This window comes from Rhodococcus sp. KRD197, assembly GCF_017168235.1.
Taxonomy (GTDB): domain Bacteria; phylum Actinomycetota; class Actinomycetes; order Mycobacteriales; family Mycobacteriaceae; genus Rhodococcoides.
Genome location: NZ_JABFAO010000002.1, coordinates 141,779 through 157,756 on the forward strand (window position 1 = coordinate 141,779; position 15,978 = coordinate 157,756).

The 15,978-nt window shown below is 65.6% G+C and carries 14 protein-coding genes; 11 read left to right on the plus strand and 3 right to left on the minus strand.

The genetic code is table 11. The annotated features are described in order from the left end of the window. Positions 1-5: 5 nt before the first annotated feature. The 8 genes from J1M86_RS02945 to J1M86_RS02980 all read left to right on the plus strand — a co-directional run bounded on the left by J1M86_RS02945 (position 6) and on the right by J1M86_RS02980 (position 8,764). Positions 6-1,178 (plus strand): HpcH/HpaI aldolase/citrate lyase family protein, encoded by a 1,173-nt coding sequence (locus J1M86_RS02945; RefSeq protein ID WP_206508756.1) that lies wholly within the window; start codon positions 6-8, stop codon positions 1,176-1,178. After that, positions 1,175-3,502, plus strand: coding sequence for a phosphoribosyltransferase (locus tag J1M86_RS02950; protein WP_206508757.1), 2,328 nt, complete (start codon positions 1,175-1,177; stop codon positions 3,500-3,502). The genes J1M86_RS02945 and J1M86_RS02950 overlap by 4 nt, the downstream gene beginning before the upstream one ends. Next, complete coding sequence (locus J1M86_RS02955) at positions 3,499-4,311, plus strand: HAD family hydrolase (protein ID WP_206508758.1); 813 nt, start codon at positions 3,499-3,501, stop codon at positions 4,309-4,311. Before J1M86_RS02950 ends, J1M86_RS02955 begins: the two co-directional genes overlap by 4 nt. Positions 4,312-4,415: 104 nt before the next feature. Beyond that, positions 4,416-5,816, plus strand: a complete 1,401-nt coding sequence (locus J1M86_RS02960) for a hypothetical protein (RefSeq protein ID WP_206508759.1) — start codon at positions 4,416-4,418, stop codon at positions 5,814-5,816. Continuing rightward, on the plus strand, positions 5,813-6,571 hold the full coding sequence (locus tag J1M86_RS02965) for an ESX secretion-associated protein EspG (RefSeq protein ID WP_206508760.1): 759 nt from the start codon (positions 5,813-5,815) through the stop codon (positions 6,569-6,571). Before J1M86_RS02960 ends, J1M86_RS02965 begins: the two co-directional genes overlap by 4 nt. Before the next feature lie 75 nt (positions 6,572-6,646). Beyond that, a complete protein-coding gene (locus J1M86_RS02970; protein ID WP_206508761.1) occupies positions 6,647-7,243 on the plus strand; it encodes a hypothetical protein in 597 nt (198 codons plus the stop codon). Then, complete coding sequence (locus J1M86_RS02975; RefSeq protein ID WP_206508762.1) at positions 7,243-7,479, plus strand: helix-turn-helix transcriptional regulator; 237 nt, start codon at positions 7,243-7,245, stop codon at positions 7,477-7,479. The genes J1M86_RS02970 and J1M86_RS02975 overlap by 1 nt, the downstream gene beginning before the upstream one ends. A gap of 73 nt (positions 7,480-7,552) precedes the next feature. Further along, on the plus strand, positions 7,553-8,764 hold the full coding sequence (locus J1M86_RS02980) for a TerD family protein (protein ID WP_206508763.1): 1,212 nt from the start codon (positions 7,553-7,555) through the stop codon (positions 8,762-8,764). Between the two features lies 1 nt (position 8,765). Here the strand turns inward: J1M86_RS02980 and J1M86_RS02985 are convergent, their stop codons facing one another. From J1M86_RS02985 to J1M86_RS02995, 3 genes are all read right to left on the minus strand, one after another. Continuing rightward, complete coding sequence (locus tag J1M86_RS02985; protein WP_206509119.1) at positions 8,766-10,223, minus strand: glycosyltransferase family 87 protein; 1,458 nt, start codon at positions 10,221-10,223, stop codon at positions 8,766-8,768. A 120-nt stretch (positions 10,224-10,343) separates the two neighbouring features. Further along, the gene (locus J1M86_RS02990) at positions 10,344-12,428 is read right to left on the minus strand and encodes a transglycosylase domain-containing protein (protein WP_206509120.1); all 2,085 of its coding nucleotides are present in this window, start codon (positions 12,426-12,428) and stop codon (positions 10,344-10,346) included. Between the two features lie 624 nt (positions 12,429-13,052). Then, complete coding sequence (locus J1M86_RS02995) at positions 13,053-13,484, minus strand: DUF5318 domain-containing protein (RefSeq protein ID WP_206508764.1); 432 nt, start codon at positions 13,482-13,484, stop codon at positions 13,053-13,055. Positions 13,485-13,572: 88 nt separating this feature from the next. On the opposite strand from J1M86_RS02995, the gene J1M86_RS03000 reads away from it, so the two are divergent. The 3 genes from J1M86_RS03000 (at position 13,573) to J1M86_RS03010 (ending at position 15,948) form a co-directional block, all read left to right on the plus strand. After that, positions 13,573-14,391 (plus strand): DUF1707 domain-containing protein, encoded by an 819-nt coding sequence (locus tag J1M86_RS03000; RefSeq protein WP_206508765.1) that lies wholly within the window; start codon positions 13,573-13,575, stop codon positions 14,389-14,391. A 7-nt stretch (positions 14,392-14,398) separates the two neighbouring features. Beyond that, positions 14,399-15,256 carry a DUF1707 domain-containing protein gene (locus J1M86_RS03005; RefSeq protein WP_206508766.1) on the plus strand — a complete coding sequence of 286 codons (858 nt, stop codon included), beginning with the start codon at positions 14,399-14,401 and terminating at the stop codon, positions 15,254-15,256. A 185-nt stretch (positions 15,257-15,441) separates the two neighbouring features. Continuing rightward, positions 15,442-15,948, plus strand: a complete 507-nt coding sequence (locus J1M86_RS03010) for a hypothetical protein (protein WP_206508767.1) — start codon at positions 15,442-15,444, stop codon at positions 15,946-15,948. Positions 15,949-15,978: the final 30 nt, after the last annotated feature.

Sequence of the window (15,978 nt, forward strand, 5' to 3'; positions counted from 1 at the left end):
TTTCGTTGCAACACTTTCGACATCTCGACGCCGCGGTGCTGGACCGGTTGTTCCTCCACCCGCCGCGGCGGATCGACACCTCCGGCGACATCACGACGCTCGCGACTGCGCTCGGCGCCACCCTCTACATGCCGGCCACTCGAAGTGACCTCCTCGAAGCACTCGTGCGACGCAGCGGCGAGGGTGTCTGCTCCCTCGTCATCGATCTCGAGGATGCCGTCGCCGATCACAACCTGGAAAGCGCGATCACCAACACCGTCGAGACGCTCGAGAAACTGAACCCCTCGGACGTGTTCGGATCATTGGTCTTCGTGCGTACACGCACCCCGGAGCAGATCCGACGGATCAGCGATGCGCTCATCCCCCGCGATGGTTCGACCACCCCCTCGGCACTGACCGGTTTCGTCATCCCGAAGTTCACGGCCGCGACCGGGCGAGCATTCCTCGACGAGATCTCCGGAGCGTCCGTGGCCCACGGCCGGAGATTGCTGGCGATGCCTGTCCTCGAATCCGCAGAAGTCGTCTTCCGCGAAACCCGCGACGCCGAGCTCGTGGCCATCCGCCAGCTCCTGCACGAGCACCGCGACCGAGTGCTCGCGGTCCGGATCGGCGCGACCGACATGTGCGGAATGTTCGGCATTCGCCGTGACCGTGACTTGACCATCTACGACGTGCGCGTCGTCGCGGATGTCATCAGCGCCATCGTCAACCATCTCGGACGCAGCAACGACGCAGGATTCATCATCACCGGGCCGGTCTGGGAATACTTCGCCGACCACGAACGCATGTTCCGCCCCCTGCTGCGCCAGACACCGTTCGCCGAGCAAGAGGCCGTTCGCTTCCGGCAACAACTGGTGAGCCACGATCTCGACGCTCTGCTGCGGGAGGTCACTCTCGACCGCGCCAACGGCATTGCGGGCAAGACCGTCATCCACCCATCGCACGTGGCCCCGGTGCACGCACTCTCGGCCGTGACGCACGAGGAGTATCTCGATGCCCTGGACATACTCGACTCCGACGCCGGAGGCGTGCGAGCTTCGGGATTCGGCAACAAGATGAACGAACTGGGCCCACACCGGAACTGGGCGAAACAGACAATTGTGCGAGCAGAGGCATTCGGCGTGACGAACGAGGGCATCACCTTCGTAGACCTGCTCACCGAACTGGCCGGCCGATGATCGATATCGGTTCATCGATCACGCTCACACCGACGGGTTCGTCGTCGAACTTCTCGCTCGATCAGCTGGTGCGGCCCGGTCTACGCCGAAATCCGCGACGCGCCCACCTGTTGGTGTCGGAAGTACTCGGCAAGCACATTCCCGTCGATCCCGTCCTCGTGGCCGACGCAGCAGGCCGGCTCGCCGACCTGGTACTGACGGCTGTGGGCGGTTCCGACGTCGACGTACTCGGGTTCGCCGAGACAGCGACGGGATTGGGCCACGGTGTCGCCGCTCACCTCGGTGCTCACTGCTACCTGCACTCGACACGGCGTGAGGTCCCCGGCACGGTTGTGTACGCCGAGTTCCAGGAGGGGCACTCGCACGCCACCGATCACCGACTCCTGCCCACATCCACCGATGTCATGACGGCAGCACTCCCACTCGTACTGGTCGACGACGAAATATCGACCGGCCGAACTGCTTTGGAGGCCCTGAGGTCACTGCACGCGCGTACCCCACGGGCTCGCTACGTGATCGCGTCACTGGTCGACATGCGCACCTCGGAGCATCAGGCGCAGACGCAGTCGGTGGCGCAGGAACTCGGCGTCGTCATCGACAGCGTGAGCCTCGCGCAGGGCAGCGTCGAGCTTGCATCTGACCTCGTCGAGACGGTCATCGCGCTGCCCGAGCCCAGGTACAACCCGATCGGGGCGGAGCCCGGCTCGATATCACGGGTCGATGTACCCTGGCCCGCAACCGTTCCCGACGGTGGCCGGCACGGCTTCCTCGCCTCCGACACCGTGGCCTTCGAGGCAGCAGTCGCCGACGCGGCAGCCGTCGTCGGCGCCTCGATCGATCCCGCACGTGCGGTCGTCGTCCTCGGGCACGAAGAGTTGATGTATCTGCCCCAGCGTCTGGCCGCTGCGCTGCAAGAGAACGGGCATCCGGCCCTCTACCAAACCACCACGCGTTCACCGGCGTATGTTCTGGACGAGCCCGGGTATCCGCTGCGGCGCGGCTTCCGCTTCCGCGCACCGGAGGCCGACGACACTGAGTTTCGGTACCTCTACAACGCAGCCGGTCCCGAGAACGCACTGATCGTCCTCGTCGTGGACGAACCCGCCGCGACCGATCGACTCGTCGCCGACGGTGGTGCGGCACACACGATTGCGGCATCCGCGTCGGATGTTCTCATCGTGGTCGTGAGCGGGGCCGACCCCCGAGCATTGGCGACGTCGCGGCGGGCACAACCACTCACCGGCCCTGAGTTCGGTTCGTATGCTCCGCACGAGGTGACGTGGCTTCTGAAGGATCTGTCCGCAGTCGCGCTCGAAGCTGAGGTGGAAGAACGCGAGAAGAACATTCAGGCCGGTACCGCCCACTACGCCGAGTCCCTTCCCGTCGAGTACCAACCGGACGCGGCCTACCGCGAGTTGTTCGAGAAAGTTCTGCAAGAGAGCGCATCTCGACTGGCCCTCGCGGTCGGGACCGTCACCGAGATCGTGCTCGCCGAGCGAGGGCACGACATCGTCCTGGCATCGCTGGCCCGCGCGGGAACACCCGTGGGAATTCTCATGCGGCGCTGGGCTCACCGCATGCACGGCCTCGAACTGCCGCACTACGCCGTCTCCATCGTCCGCGATCGCGGCATCGACACCGTCGCCCTCAGATACATTGCTGAACATCATGATTCGCGTTCGGTGGTCTTCGTCGACGGATGGACCGGCAAGGGCGCGATCGCCCGAGAACTGTCCGAGGCGCTGGCCGCGTTCGACGATGCCCAGTTCAACGACGATATTGCTGTGCTCGCCGATCCTGGGCACTGCGCGCGCACGTACGGCACCCGCGACGACTTCCTGATCGCGTCGGCCTGCCTCAACTCCACCGTGTCCGGTTTGGTGTCTCGGACTGTACTCAACCGCAACCTGATCCACGACGGTGAGTTCCACGGCGCAAAGTTCTACGCCGAGCTGGCGCCTGTCGACGTGTCCAATCACCTCCTCGACACCGTGTCCGCACGCTTCGACGACGTACGCACTGCGGCCTCGGACTCCGCAGCCGAGATACTCCGATCCGATCGGACGCCGAGCTGGAGCGGCTGGGCATCGGTGGAGAAGGTGCGGCAGGAGTTCGGGATCTCCGGGGTGAACTTTGTCAAACCCGGTGTCGGGGAAACGACCCGAGTGCTGCTGCGGCGGGTGCCCTGGCGGGTGCTGGTGCGCGACGCCGATGCGCCCGAGCACCAACACATTCGGATGTTGGCGGCCGCTCGGGGCGTGCCGATCGTCGAGGTTCCGGACCTCGCGTATTCCTGCATGGGCTTGATCAGGAACGTGACATGACCGGTGCCCTCGTGTCGGTCGATCTCGACCGCACGATGATCTACTCGCGCAACGCCCTCGGTGCCGCGTTCGAGGATGCGGTCACCTGTGTCGAGATCTATCAGGATGCGCCGCTGTCGTTCATGAGCATCGACGCGGCCGAATCGCTGCGGTCGTTGGCCGCGGCGGCCCTGGTGGTGCCGACCACCACCCGCACCATCGAACAGTTTCAGAGAATCGCTCTGCCGGGAGCCCCGTGGCGGTACGCGATCACCAGCAACGGCGGGAACATCCTGGTCGACGGCGTGCCCGACGGTAGCTGGCGGGCCGGCTTCACCGGTATCGAACTGCATCGGATACAACGCGAGCTGAGCACCCGCGCGGACGGTGACTGGGTGCTCAAGCGTCGCACCGCCGACGATCTGTTCTGCTACCTCGTGGTCGAGCCCACCGAGGTCCCCGCCGGCTTCCTCACCGAGTGGAGCTGTTGGTGCGCAGCGCGGGGATGGAACGTCTCGCAGCAGGGCCGCAAGATCTACACGATGCCCGATGTCGTCAGCAAGAGCCGGGCCGTGGCCGAGGTACGGGCTCGCGCCATCGAGGACGGCATGCTCGATGCCGGTGTGCGCACGTTCGCCGCCGGTGACGGAGCTCTCGACGCCGATATGCTCATCGCCGCGGACCGGGCCATTCGGCCGCGGCACGGCGAGCTCGAGAGCAAGAATTTTCGATTCCCGGGTCTCGAGGTCACTGCCGCATCCGGCGGACAGGCGGCAGAGGAGATTCTGCGGTGGTTGCAGGCGCAGGTCGGAAATCGAGTGGAACCGTAGCCACTGCCGGTGCGTCAAACAAGAGAAAGGGTCGACTCGCACACAGGGGGTAGTGGAATGGGCAGCAGGCTGCATGCAGATGTTGCGGATGCTGGGTGTCCATCGTGAGTCCGGAGCCCCTCGAGGCAATCGACGTGCCCGGTGAGATCGAGCGCACATTTCACTCGCTGGAGATGACACGAGGCATCCCGACTGCTCCCATGTACTTGATGTCGCAGATGGCCGTAAATGGTCTCGCCGAACGAATCGGCTATGAAGCGCAATACAGTTCGAAGTCGATTACCGACGACCCCTTCGATGCCATGTCACACGAGGAAATCTGGGACAAGGCATCGAGCTTGAAAGCGGACACAATCGACGTGACGGCCCACAACTGGCGCAACCTCGGTTACAACGCCGCTACTGATGCAGCGGAATTCGCGAGTGCGCTATCGGGCACGATAGGCGTCGACTGGCAGGGGATCGCGGCGGACGCAGCGGGGCAGGGCGTACTGCGATACTCGCATTCCGCGGTCGAGCTGGTTCTCGCGTCGGAAAACCTTGCCGCCAAGGTCATGCAATCTCACGACGCCGTTGTCAACACAGCACGGCTACTGGGTCCGCCGGTGCCGTACGGCATCGGCGAGAAGCTGCTCGACGCAAACTCCTGGGTCACACGCACCTTGAGCTTTGGGCTGATCAAGAGCAATCAGCACATGCACGAGGAGGCGGAGGAGGCCGCGCGGATGGTGATGAAGACGCACTACGCGCCGGTGATCCGTCAGGCCGCGATAGAGGTGCCGGTACTCCCTCCGGCAGTGAGCCCCTTCAGCGGCGCGGAGGCCTTCTCCTCGCCGAGTGGATACAGCGGCGGCGCCTCGCAGGGCGCTTCCGCCGGACCCTACGGCGCACCGACATCCGCGGGCGGGGCGTACTCCCAAGCGCAATCGTCAGACGCACGGGGGGCCGAGGGGCTGTCGGCGATGGCGCAGAACCCCACGGCCTCCCCGGAGAACACCTCGACGCAGGCAGCCGGATGGGCGCCCGAAACGGCCTCGCCCGGTCAGACCGGTACCTCACCGGCGTCGGCCGGCGGCCCGAACGGTGCCGGCGGTTCGGCTGCCGGCAATCCCGGCGCCGGTTCGGTTGTGGGGGGCGCCGGTTCGCCCGCGCGATCCGCCACTGGCAGAAGCGGATCCGGATTCGGTGGAGGCGGGGGTGGCTTGGGGAGCGGCAGTGGTAGCGGCGGGCTGGGTGGCAGATCCGGGTCGATGCCCGGCACGCCCGGCTACGCAGGCGGTGGTTCGGGCGCCGGAAGCGGTGCCGGGAGCCCCGGCGCAGGTGGAATCGGCCGCTCCGGTAGCCCCGGCATGGCAGGGATGGGCATGGCCCCGGCAGCTGGACGCGGTGGTCCCGGAGGCGATGACGATGTACACGCGACGCCGGGGTACCTGATCGACGCAGTCAACGGCGACAAACTCATCGGAACACTTCCGCTGGTTGCCCCACCGGTGCTCGGCGAGTGAACGGGCGCTCGTGGACGCTCGGCGGCCTCGAATTTCGCATGCTGATGGAACATGCAGGCCGCGACCGACTCCCGTTCCCCATTCAGTTTCAGCCCACCGCAGACTCGGCCGCGGACTACCATCGCCAGCGCCACGAGGCGGCCGAATCGGTCGCTCGGATGATGGACGACGACCTGCGCCTCGCCATACACACCCTCGTCACCCCGAATGTTCGAGTGGAAGTCGTCGGTCATCGATCATCGTCACCCATCTCCACCGAGAAGATTCGCGGCCATGCAGCCCGCGGACACGAGATCGCCGTCGTGGCAACCCAGCAACCCGCGGACACCGACCGATCCGGGGGCGCGGTGACACTGACACTGCTGGAGCCGTTTCGAGCCGTTGCGGCGGTGCTGAAGGTGCTCCCACCCGCCGACGGGGGAACTGCTCCGCGCATGGACGTCGACTATGCCGGCGCGTCCGTAGAAACACAGTCTCCGTTGGTTCGGCGGGCGGGCCGCAGAACCGACGAGGACCGCTACGAGGCACTCTTCAGCCGTGCGCCGACTTGCGCGGGTGAGATCCTGGTCTGCACCGGATCGGCCACCGACAACAGACTCGAGGAGTCCACCACCGGCGTCAACTGGGTGGACTTCGCCGACGACGGTCGATACCTGATCCGACACGGCGCAAAGCTGTGCGTGCTGCCGGCGTCGACACCCCAGCTGGTGACCGAGATCGCCGGGTTGGTCGGGGAGGCCCTTGCTGCGGTGTGACCCACCGTTGACACCGTATCGAATTTCGATAACATATCGATGATCGTTAATAACGACAATCGATATGGAGTGGCCATGAACCTCGGGCTCGGATCGGTGCGCGGAAACGCCTGGGCGTCCGCTCTACTGGCAGCGATGATCGCCGGCTGGGGCGTCGTGCAGGCGGTGACGTTTCATCGCTCGAACACCGTGGATGTCGTGCTCGAGGCGAGAGATACGCTGCCACCGATTCCACTGTTCGGTGGCCGCTTCTCCGACGGCAACATCGTCGAACTGACCGTCGACAGACAGGATCTCGGGCACCTACAAGGGTTCGTCACCTTCTGCGGGTACGCCGTCTCCGTCACCACGACGCTTGTGCTTCTGTTCGGCCTGTTCTTCCTGTACCGGTTCTGTGTCGACGTCATCGAGGAAAGGCCGTTCTCCCAGCGCGCGAACGTGAATCTCGTCATGGTCAGCGTCGCCGTCATCGCCTTCGCTGTCCTGCCCATGGTCTTCGATCGGCTCGGTACCAATTCGGTCATCGGAGCTCTCGACCTGGACGCCTTCGACGCGCACGGTTCGACGGCAGGCGTATGGGTCGCCCTCGGCATCGCGGTCTTCCTTCAGCTCGTGTTCGCCACACTCAAGCAGGGCGCACGGCTCGAGCAAGACAGTGACGGACTCGTGTGATGGCCGATGCCGTCGAGCACCTCGTGACGTGCAATCTCGGTGAACTTCTCGAAGACCGCGGCATGACCCTTGCCGAACTCTCGCGTCTGGCCGGAGTCAGCGTGGTCAACCTGTCCGTCCTCAAGAACGATCGCGCGAAGGCCATCCGGTTCAGCACCCTCACCGCGGTGTGCAGCGCCCTCGAGTGCACACCCGGCGAGCTTCTCACCATGCGAACGCCCCGCCGCACAAGCTGACGGTCGAGCTGACGAACCCAGTACATTGGTGGGCGGCACGAAGTCGGTTCCGCCCACGATACGAAGGACGTACATGTCTGCCCAGCAATTGGTGAAGGGTCAGAACGGTCCGATCACCGCAACCGACGTGGTCGTCTCGGTGCAGCTCACCGCCCCGGCCGACCTGTCCGCCCTCCTGGTCGGGGCCGACGGCAAGGTTCGCTCCGACGCCGATTTCGTCTTTTTCAACCAGCCCACCGGCCCTGGCGTTCGACTCGTTCCCGGTCGAACCGGCCAACCCGCACAGCTGGCGATCTCGCTGACGCAGATTCCGGCCGACATCGAGCAGATTCGCGCCGTCATCACCCTGGAGGACGCGTCGAGCAGCTTCGGACGCTCCGCGCCACCGACCGCGTATGTCTCCGATGCGCAGGGCAACTCGCTCTTCCAGTACTCCGTCGACGGCCTGACCGCCGAATCGATCGTCATCGCTGTCGAAATCTACCGGCGCTCCGGCGCCTGGAAAGTACGAGCCGTCGGGCAGGGTTACGCGGGTGGTTTCGCGGCACTCGTCACCGATCACGGAGTGTCCGTCGACGACGCCCCCGCCGCACAGCCCGTCTCCGCACCCGTACCACCCGCACCCGCGCCACCCGCTCCTGCACCGTCCGCACCTGCCGGCCCGCCGGAAGTGAGCCTGACGAAGGCTCGTCCAGTCAGCCTCACGAAGGGGCAGAAGGTCACCCTCCGCAAGGACGGTGGCGTCGCGCTGACCGTCATCCGCATGGGACTCGGTTGGGATCCGGTACCTGCACCGAAGAAGACGGGCTTCTTCGGTGGCGGCGGCAGCAAGAGCGGAAACATCGACCTCGACGCATCGGCCATCATGCTGGCCGGCAAGAACGTCGTCGACGTCGTCTACTACGGGCAGCTCAAAGCCAAAGACGGTTCCATCCTGCACGAGGGTGACAACCTCACAGGTGAAGGCGAAGGTGACGACGAGGTCGTGGGCGTCGACCTGACGCGGGTGTCGCCGCAGGTTACCTCGATCGTGTTCACGGTGACCTCCTATCGGGGACAGACTTTCGAGCAGATCGACAATGCGTTCTGCCGACTCGTCGACGACACCAACAACACCGAGCTCGCACGATTCACCCTGCAGGGCGGGATGCCGTTCACCGGCCTCGTCATGGCCAAGGTGTACCGCGAGGGTGCGAACTGGAAACTTCAAGCCATCGGCGAGGGCATCAACGCCAAGCACGCGGGCGAAGCGGTTCCGCAGCTCGGACGCTTCGTTCAGGCCTGACTCAGGCGCTATCCGAGACCGTCTTGCGCCGCACTGGTTTCGCACCTCTGCGGACGTCCGGCGCCCGATCGAGAACACCGCCGATCGGATCGTCGACACCTCCGCCGCGAACCAGATCCTCGCTCGGACGGTAGATCTGGCGCACCACCAGCGCGCACAGACCAATGACCGCGATGTCACGAACGACGACGGCTGCGGTGAACCACTGTTCGGGGACACCCTTGTTCCCAACACCGAGGTAGTAGTACATACGCGGAAACCACACGAGGGCATCGACCGCCATCCACGCCAACAGGATTCTCCGGTGCGGTAGCGCGAGCACAGCGAGCGGAACCAGCCACAGTGAATACTGCGGGCTCCATACCTTGTTGGTCAGCAGAAAGCCGGCCACGACAAGGAAGGCCAGCTGCGCGAGCCTCGGTCGGGTCGGCGCATTGAGGGCGATGTAGGCGATCGCGGCACAGACAAGCCCGAACAGCACGAACGTGACCGCATTGAGCACGATCGGAGTGTCACCCGCGTACTGCACACCGTCGAACCCGGCCCACCCCGTGAAGGAGGCCACCACGTTGTAGATCGAATCGGGATCGGCACCGCGAGTGGAGTTGAGCCGCATGAACTCGTACCACCCGCTCGGAAAGAGGATGGCTATCGGAAGATTCACGGCGAGCCAGGCCGCCACCGCGGCACACGCGGTGACACCCCACTCGCGCATCTTCCCGGCACGCCAGCACAGCACCAGTAGCGGCCCCAGCAACAGCAGCGGATACAGCTTGGCGGCGCCACCGAGTCCCAGCAGAACGCCGGCGAGAACCGGTTTCTTCCGACCCCACGCGAGCAGACCGCCGGCCGCGAATGCGGTCGCCAAAGCGTCGAAGTTGGTGAAGGCATGCACCACAACCAAGGGCGAGGCAGCGACGAGTGCGGCGTCGAAGATACGGCGCCCAGCCGAGAGCGCCGTAGCCCACACCGTCACCAACCATGCGATGGCCAACCCGAGTGTGACGACGTTGAAGTAGACGGCCACGTCGAGCGCCTGCGGCAACCACGACACCGATGTCCACGATCTCGCGACCACCATCGATCCGTACTGGTACAGCCCGGACAGCACCGGATACTCCATATACCGGATCTGCGAGGTGCCGTCCGCCGCGGTTTCCTCCCAGGACTTCTTGTACGGGAACGCGCCCTCGTCGAGTCGCTCCGCGCCGAACAGGGGAACGGTGTCGGAATAGCACATCGCGACGTACTGGCGGCTTCCGCTCCAGTCCAATCCGAGGGCACCGTCGGGCCCGTTCGGTGCCTGTTGGATACAGCCCGCTTTCGCGAACCACCCGAAGCACAGGAACACCACCGCGAGCAGCAACAGCACGCGCAGGGGGGTCATGAAGCGCTGCCGCCCGATCAACGCGTGTTTTCCTGCGGGTCCACCGATGACCGAGGCCAGCTCCGCCACCATCGGATCGGTGTTCGCGGGCCTGTCGCGCGTGGCGTCGGACGACAGATCCGGGGCCGGAGTGGCCGGGCTCGCGATGCGGCGGCCGACCGGTTGGGCGGATCTGTCGTTCACCCGGTCAGGCTACCCGGCCGGATCCGATCCCTGCGCGGGTTCCCCGGGCACCGCTGGCTCTTCCGGGGTCGCAGGCGCAGGTGCGAGGCCCGGCAGCGGAATCGTCACCCCGGGCAGAATCTCCACCTGTCGAGGAGTGATGACCACGGGCGGGGAGATCTCGGTGGGTATGGGCAGCGTGATCGGCGGCTGCTCCGTCGGCGTCTCCTGCGGCGTCGTGGCAGGAGGGGCTGGAGCCGAATACTGCGGTACCCCAGCCTGTCCGGCAATGGGCTCCGGCGTCGGGAACGACTCGTTGGTGGTGCCTTCCAACGCCCCGTCCATCGTGTCCTTCCAGATGTCGGAAGGAAGTCCGGAACCGTAGATCGGTCCGCCCCAGCTGTTCTCGAGCGGTAAGCCCTGCTCGGTGCCGACCCATACCGCCGTCGACAGCGAGGGTGTGTACCCGACCATCCAGGCGTCCTTGTTGTCCCCGGTGTCGCCCAGCTGTGCGGTACCGGTCTTCGCGGCGGATTGCCGTCCACCTGCGAGATTGTGGCCGTTGGAGTATCCGGCGATGGGACGCATGGCGGAGGTGGCATTGTCCGCGACAGCGGCCGAGACCACCTGCTCGCCCGGTTCGGTGCCTCGATCGAGCAGCACCGTGCCGTCGGCGGTGACGACGCGTTGCACGAAGTGCGGTGCGTGATACACACCGGAGGCCGCGAGCGTCGCGTATGCCGAGGCCATGTCGATGACCCGGGACTGGTACTGCCCGAGCACGATTCCGTTGTTCGGTCCGGTCCCGTTCGGCTCGGTCAGCGTAGGACCGACACCCGGAAGCTCCTCGGCCACACCCAGTCGGTGCGCCATGTCCGCGATGGCCTGCGGGCCGTCGTCCATCGACAGCTGCATGCGGTAGAAGCTCGTGTTCAGCGAACGCTTGAGCGCCTCGGCGATGGTGCAGGTTCCGCAGGACGCGCCCTCGACGTTGCCGATCTCGATACCGTCGACGGTCAGCGGCGAGCTGTCGTACATCTTCGACAGTGGAATGCCCTGATCGAGTGCGGCGGCAAGCCCGAACACCTTGAACGACGAGCCGGTCTGTAGACCCGACTGGGCGAAGTCGAAGCCCGCGCCGTCCGCGCCGCCGTAATACGACCGGACGGCACCGGTACGGGGATCGATCGACACCGAGGCCGTACGGAGCTCTGGCGACTCGCCCTCCATGTTCGAGTTCACCGCCTCGATCGCAGCCGCCTGGGCCGCCGGATCGATCGTGGTGGTGATCTGCAGGCCTTCGGTGTTGAGGTCCTGCTCACTGACGCCCTCGGCGGACAGCTCACGCAACACCTGTGTCTTGATCAAACCGTTGGGTCCGCTGTCTGCACTACCGACGGCCGCGGATGCGCTCGGCACCCACTGCGGGAATGTCATCGCCGCGCGCTGAGCCTGCTCGAGATTGCCCTGCGAGACCATGCCGTCGAGCACGTAGTTCCAGCGCGACTCTGCGCCTTCGAGGTTGAACTCCGGATCCAGATTCGATGGCATCTGGATGACCGAGGCCAGTACTGCGCCCTCTTCGATGGACAGCGCTTCGACGGGCTTGCCGAAGTATGCCGTCGACGCTGCCGCGATGCCGTAGGCGCCGCGTCCGAAGTAGATGGTGTTGAGGTATGCGGCAAGGATGTCGTCCTTGGACCACTGACGCGCCATCTTCGAGGAGAGGACCAACTCGCGCATCTTTCGCGTCAGCGTCCGCTCGGAGCCGACGAGCGCGTTCTTCACGTACTGCTGCGTGATGGTCGATCCGCCACCTGCGCTGTCGCGGCCGAGCACATTGTCCCTCGCCGCGCGCGCGAAACCGGTGATCGAGAAACCCGGGTTCGAGTAGAAGTCGCGGTCCTCCGCGGAAAGCACCGCATTGCGAACGTGCAGCGGGATCTGGTCGATGTTCACATCGGTTCGGTTGCCCTCGGGTGGGACGACCCTGGCGATCTCACTGGTTCCGTCGGCGGCATAGATCTTCGCCACCTGATTGGTCTTGATGTCACCGGGACGCGGCACGTCCTCGACGACGTACGCGACCATGAACGCGAGAAGCGGGACGACCATGCCCAGCGCGAACAGTGCCAGCACGGTCCTCCGGACTGTGCGCCATCTGGACTTCTTCTTCGTTTTCGCGGCGGTACCTCTCTCGGGCGGTTCGGGCGGTTCACTGCCCGACGATCGTGGGGAATTCTCGTTCGGCGGACCCACAGGTGGGCGCGTCGGTGGGCCGGTCGGTGGACGGCCGGCTCCGCCCGCGCCCGCGTGCGGCGGACGACCCGGCAGAGGTGTCGGAGGAGGTCCGAGCGGGCGACCCTGCGCGTCGCGCGGCATCTGCGGAGGGATCGGGCGGCCCTGGGCATCTCGTCGAATGGGCGGCGGTGGGCCTGGCCGGGCACCCGGCGGTGGGCCTGACCGGGCACCCGGCGGTGGGCCTGGCCGGGCACCCGGCGGTGGGCCGAGCGGTCGGCCTTGCGCGTCGCGTCGCATGCCGGGAGGGGGGCCGACGGGTCGACGTCCCGGAGGCGGGCCCGGTGGGCGCCTCGACGGGTCGCGGTCGCCGGGATTGCCGCCCGGCTCGTGGTTGCCACCAGGGTTGGCGTTGTCGTATGGGGAACTCACGTACAGGTCTCCAGTGTTTGCGGCAGGCAAGTGCTCGTGCCGACCGGGTCGCTCAGCGAAGCGATTGTGTCACTCACTCGCTGTTCGACGGTTCGGTTGGCGTGAACTCGACCGCGACCGGCGCGGTTGCTTCGGGGGCGGTACGGCACCCAAGACGTAGGACTGAACGAGGTGATTCCAACTGCAGGAACGACACACCTCGACCACGTGTACCGAAAATTCTTCCTGCGTGGCCGCCAGGCGGACCAGCTCGTCGGCGGTGCGAGCGGAACCGGCGAGCGGGCCGAGCTTCTCGCCGAACACCCACGAGACGAGGGTGAGCTGTTCTTTTCTGCAGATCGGACAGACGACATCGCTGCCGCGGCCATGGAACTTGGCAGCCCGAAGTAGGTACGGGTCGGCGTCGCACACGGCAGTGACGCCCGTCCTACCCGAGTACACCTCGGCAAGCAGCGACCGTCGCTGAAGGGCGTAGTCCACCACCTGTCGCTGAAGTCGCACGTTGACCAGAGTACGTGCGGCCGACGACACACGGGGTGGGCACCGTCGGACCGGTGCAAGCGGAAGCCTGCGAAACTATGCTCCACCTGTGCCGACGCGACTTCCACCCTCTACCCGTGCGAGAGACACCGACCGCACAGACACGTGCGCGACGCTCGACGAGGCCCATGCAGACGGGCAGTTGTCCGAGGAAGAGCATGCCGCGCGACTCGACCTGGCGATGGAGGCCGAGACGCTCGCAGATCTGCATTCCCTGATCGAGGACCTGCAGAACGAGTCCGAACTCGCGCGGATGGCGGATCCGATCGAGCTGGCGCACCCGGTGCGAACGGCTCGGTCGTCGCGAATCGGTTTCTTCTCCGTCGCTGTGCCGGTCATCGTCGGTCTCATCGCTCTCACTTTCGGCGTCCGCGCCTGCGCGACGCCGGACGAGCCCGTCCAGCCCTACGGTGACATGGGTTACCAGAACCCGGCCATCGTGGCCGATATCGCAGCGGCCATGCAGGCCAAGACCGGAACCACCGTCGTCGACAGTCTTGGCTTGTTTCCCGAGTACGCAATCGTCCGGATGCCAGGGCCGGGAACCCCACAGAAACAGGTCACGTACGACTTCCGCGACGGAGTGTTGGAGGACTTCGACGACGATTGGTCGAGTCCCCGTACCGCGAATCAGGCGCAGGTCGATCTGACCTCGCTCGATCTGCAGAAGATCTCGGGCATAGTCGCAGGCGCTGCCGAGAGCTTGAACCTCTCGCGTGTGGACACCATCAACATCCAGATTCGAGGCGAGAAGGACGGGCCGGAAGTGTTGATCAGCGCCGCCAACACCGATCAGGAACGAGGGTCCATGTCCGTCGATCCGTCGGGCAATTTCTTGTACGTCACCCCCTTCCGGTTCGGCGAGTAGGACACCCATGGCATCGACATCGAAATACCGCGCGACCGCCCTGCGTGCCCGCGACATCGATCGCGCACTCACGGCCACTGCACTGGACACTGCATACGCCGACGGGCAGCTCACCTTCGGCGAGCACCGACTCAGAACCGAGCGCGCGCGAACGGCAGTGACTCTCGACGAGCTCCGACGGCTCGTCGCCGACCTCCAACTCGATGTCGATCTTCCCGAGCCGGAGGCCGGACGATCGGCTTCGAGGCCCCGGGTGCTCCTCGTGCTCGGGTCGGTGGTGATCGTGGCCGCCGGGTTGGTGCTGTTCTTCGCGACGAGGGAGGACAAGGTGGAGGTGGCAGCGGTGGCAGCCCCCGTGCCGTCTCCGGTGGAGACGGTGCTGATGCCATTGCCGGACGACGTCACGCCGATCGTCGCCCGACCTTTCGTGTTCGACACCGCCGCGGGTCTCGACGACTTCCGGGACCGTTTCATCGAGCGGTTCGGAAGCTCTCAGGTGGTATCGCTGAGCCTGCAGGTCGACGAGGGCTCGCGTGCCGACGTCTACCGCCTCGACGCCGAGGGTCGGGTCGAGCGGATCATGGTCAACGGTGGATTCGAACCACAGAAAGACACATCCCTACCGGAGGAAGGCCAGCTCGGCTTCGACTGGAATCTGCTCGACTCGGCCGTCGTGGCGGGCGTCATCGCCGGCGCGCCCGAGACCGTCGGGGCACCCCAGGGCGTAGTCGACTGGGTCAGCATCGACAACGACGAAGGCGAACAACGCATCTCGGTATCGGTGAGCGTTCCAGATCTATCCGGCGGGCGGGTCGAAACCGACTTCGCCGGCAATCCGACGTACGTGTCGCCTGCTCGGCGCTGATCGAGGTGACGAACACTAGCCGTACACAGGCACTCGTGCTCGTTGCACAGTATGTGCACGCGCGTCGACTCGACCACCCGGTGCGGGTAGCCGTTGACGGCGTAACCGCTTCCGGTAAAACAACTTTGGCCAACGAGCTGAGCGAGATGTTGTCGTAGCTGGGCCGGTCCGCACACCGACTCAGCATGGACGGCTTCCACCGTCCCAGGGCGCGCCGGTACAAGCAAGGCAGGCACTCAGCGCTAGGGTACTACGAAGACGCCTACGACTTCGCCTCGCTCGCACGGCGTGTCCTGATCCCACTCGGACCCGGCGGCGACTACCGCTACACGAGAGCCGTAATCGACTTGGCCTCAGACACTCCCGTCGACGAGCCTGCCGTCCAACTGCAGCAATCCGCGGTCCTCATCGTCGACGGTACGTTCCTCCAGAAGCCCGAGATCGCCGACCTGTGGGACACAACCATTTTCGTTCACACTTCGCTCGATGTCGCCAGACGACGCGGGGTAACTCGCGACGCGGAGGCGCTCGGCGGAACCGAGAAGGCAGACACCGCATTCACGGTTCGCTACCACGCGGCGTCGCAGATGTATCTCGACGAAGCGAGGCCGGCCAAGCACGCGAGCCTGGTGTTCGACAACGACGACCTCGATCACCCGTCCGTCCGAATGGCCAATCCCGAATCATCCTGAGCTGCAGGATGCTTGGTCGAAGCGGTGACG

Coding starts and splice junctions, on each gene's coding strand:
- J1M86_RS02955 (WP_206508758.1), top strand. CDS start 3,499: ATGACCGGTGCCCTCGTGTCGGTCGATCTCGACCGCACGATGATCTAC.
- J1M86_RS03010 (WP_206508767.1), top strand. CDS start 15,442: ATGGACGGCTTCCACCGTCCCAGGGCGCGCCGGTACAAGCAAGGCAGG.
- J1M86_RS02985 (WP_206509119.1), bottom strand. CDS start 10,223: ATGGTGGCGGAGCTGGCCTCGGTCATCGGTGGACCCGCAGGAAAACAC.
- J1M86_RS02950 (WP_206508757.1), top strand. CDS start 1,175: ATGATCGATATCGGTTCATCGATCACGCTCACACCGACGGGTTCGTCG.
- J1M86_RS02990 (WP_206509120.1), bottom strand. CDS start 12,428: ATGGTCGTCCCGCTTCTCGCGTTCATGGTCGCGTACGTCGTCGAGGAC.
- J1M86_RS02975 (WP_206508762.1), top strand. CDS start 7,243: ATGGCCGATGCCGTCGAGCACCTCGTGACGTGCAATCTCGGTGAACTT.
- J1M86_RS03005 (WP_206508766.1), top strand. CDS start 14,399: ATGGCATCGACATCGAAATACCGCGCGACCGCCCTGCGTGCCCGCGAC.
- J1M86_RS02970 (WP_206508761.1), top strand. CDS start 6,647: ATGAACCTCGGGCTCGGATCGGTGCGCGGAAACGCCTGGGCGTCCGCT.
- J1M86_RS02980 (WP_206508763.1), top strand. CDS start 7,553: ATGTCTGCCCAGCAATTGGTGAAGGGTCAGAACGGTCCGATCACCGCA.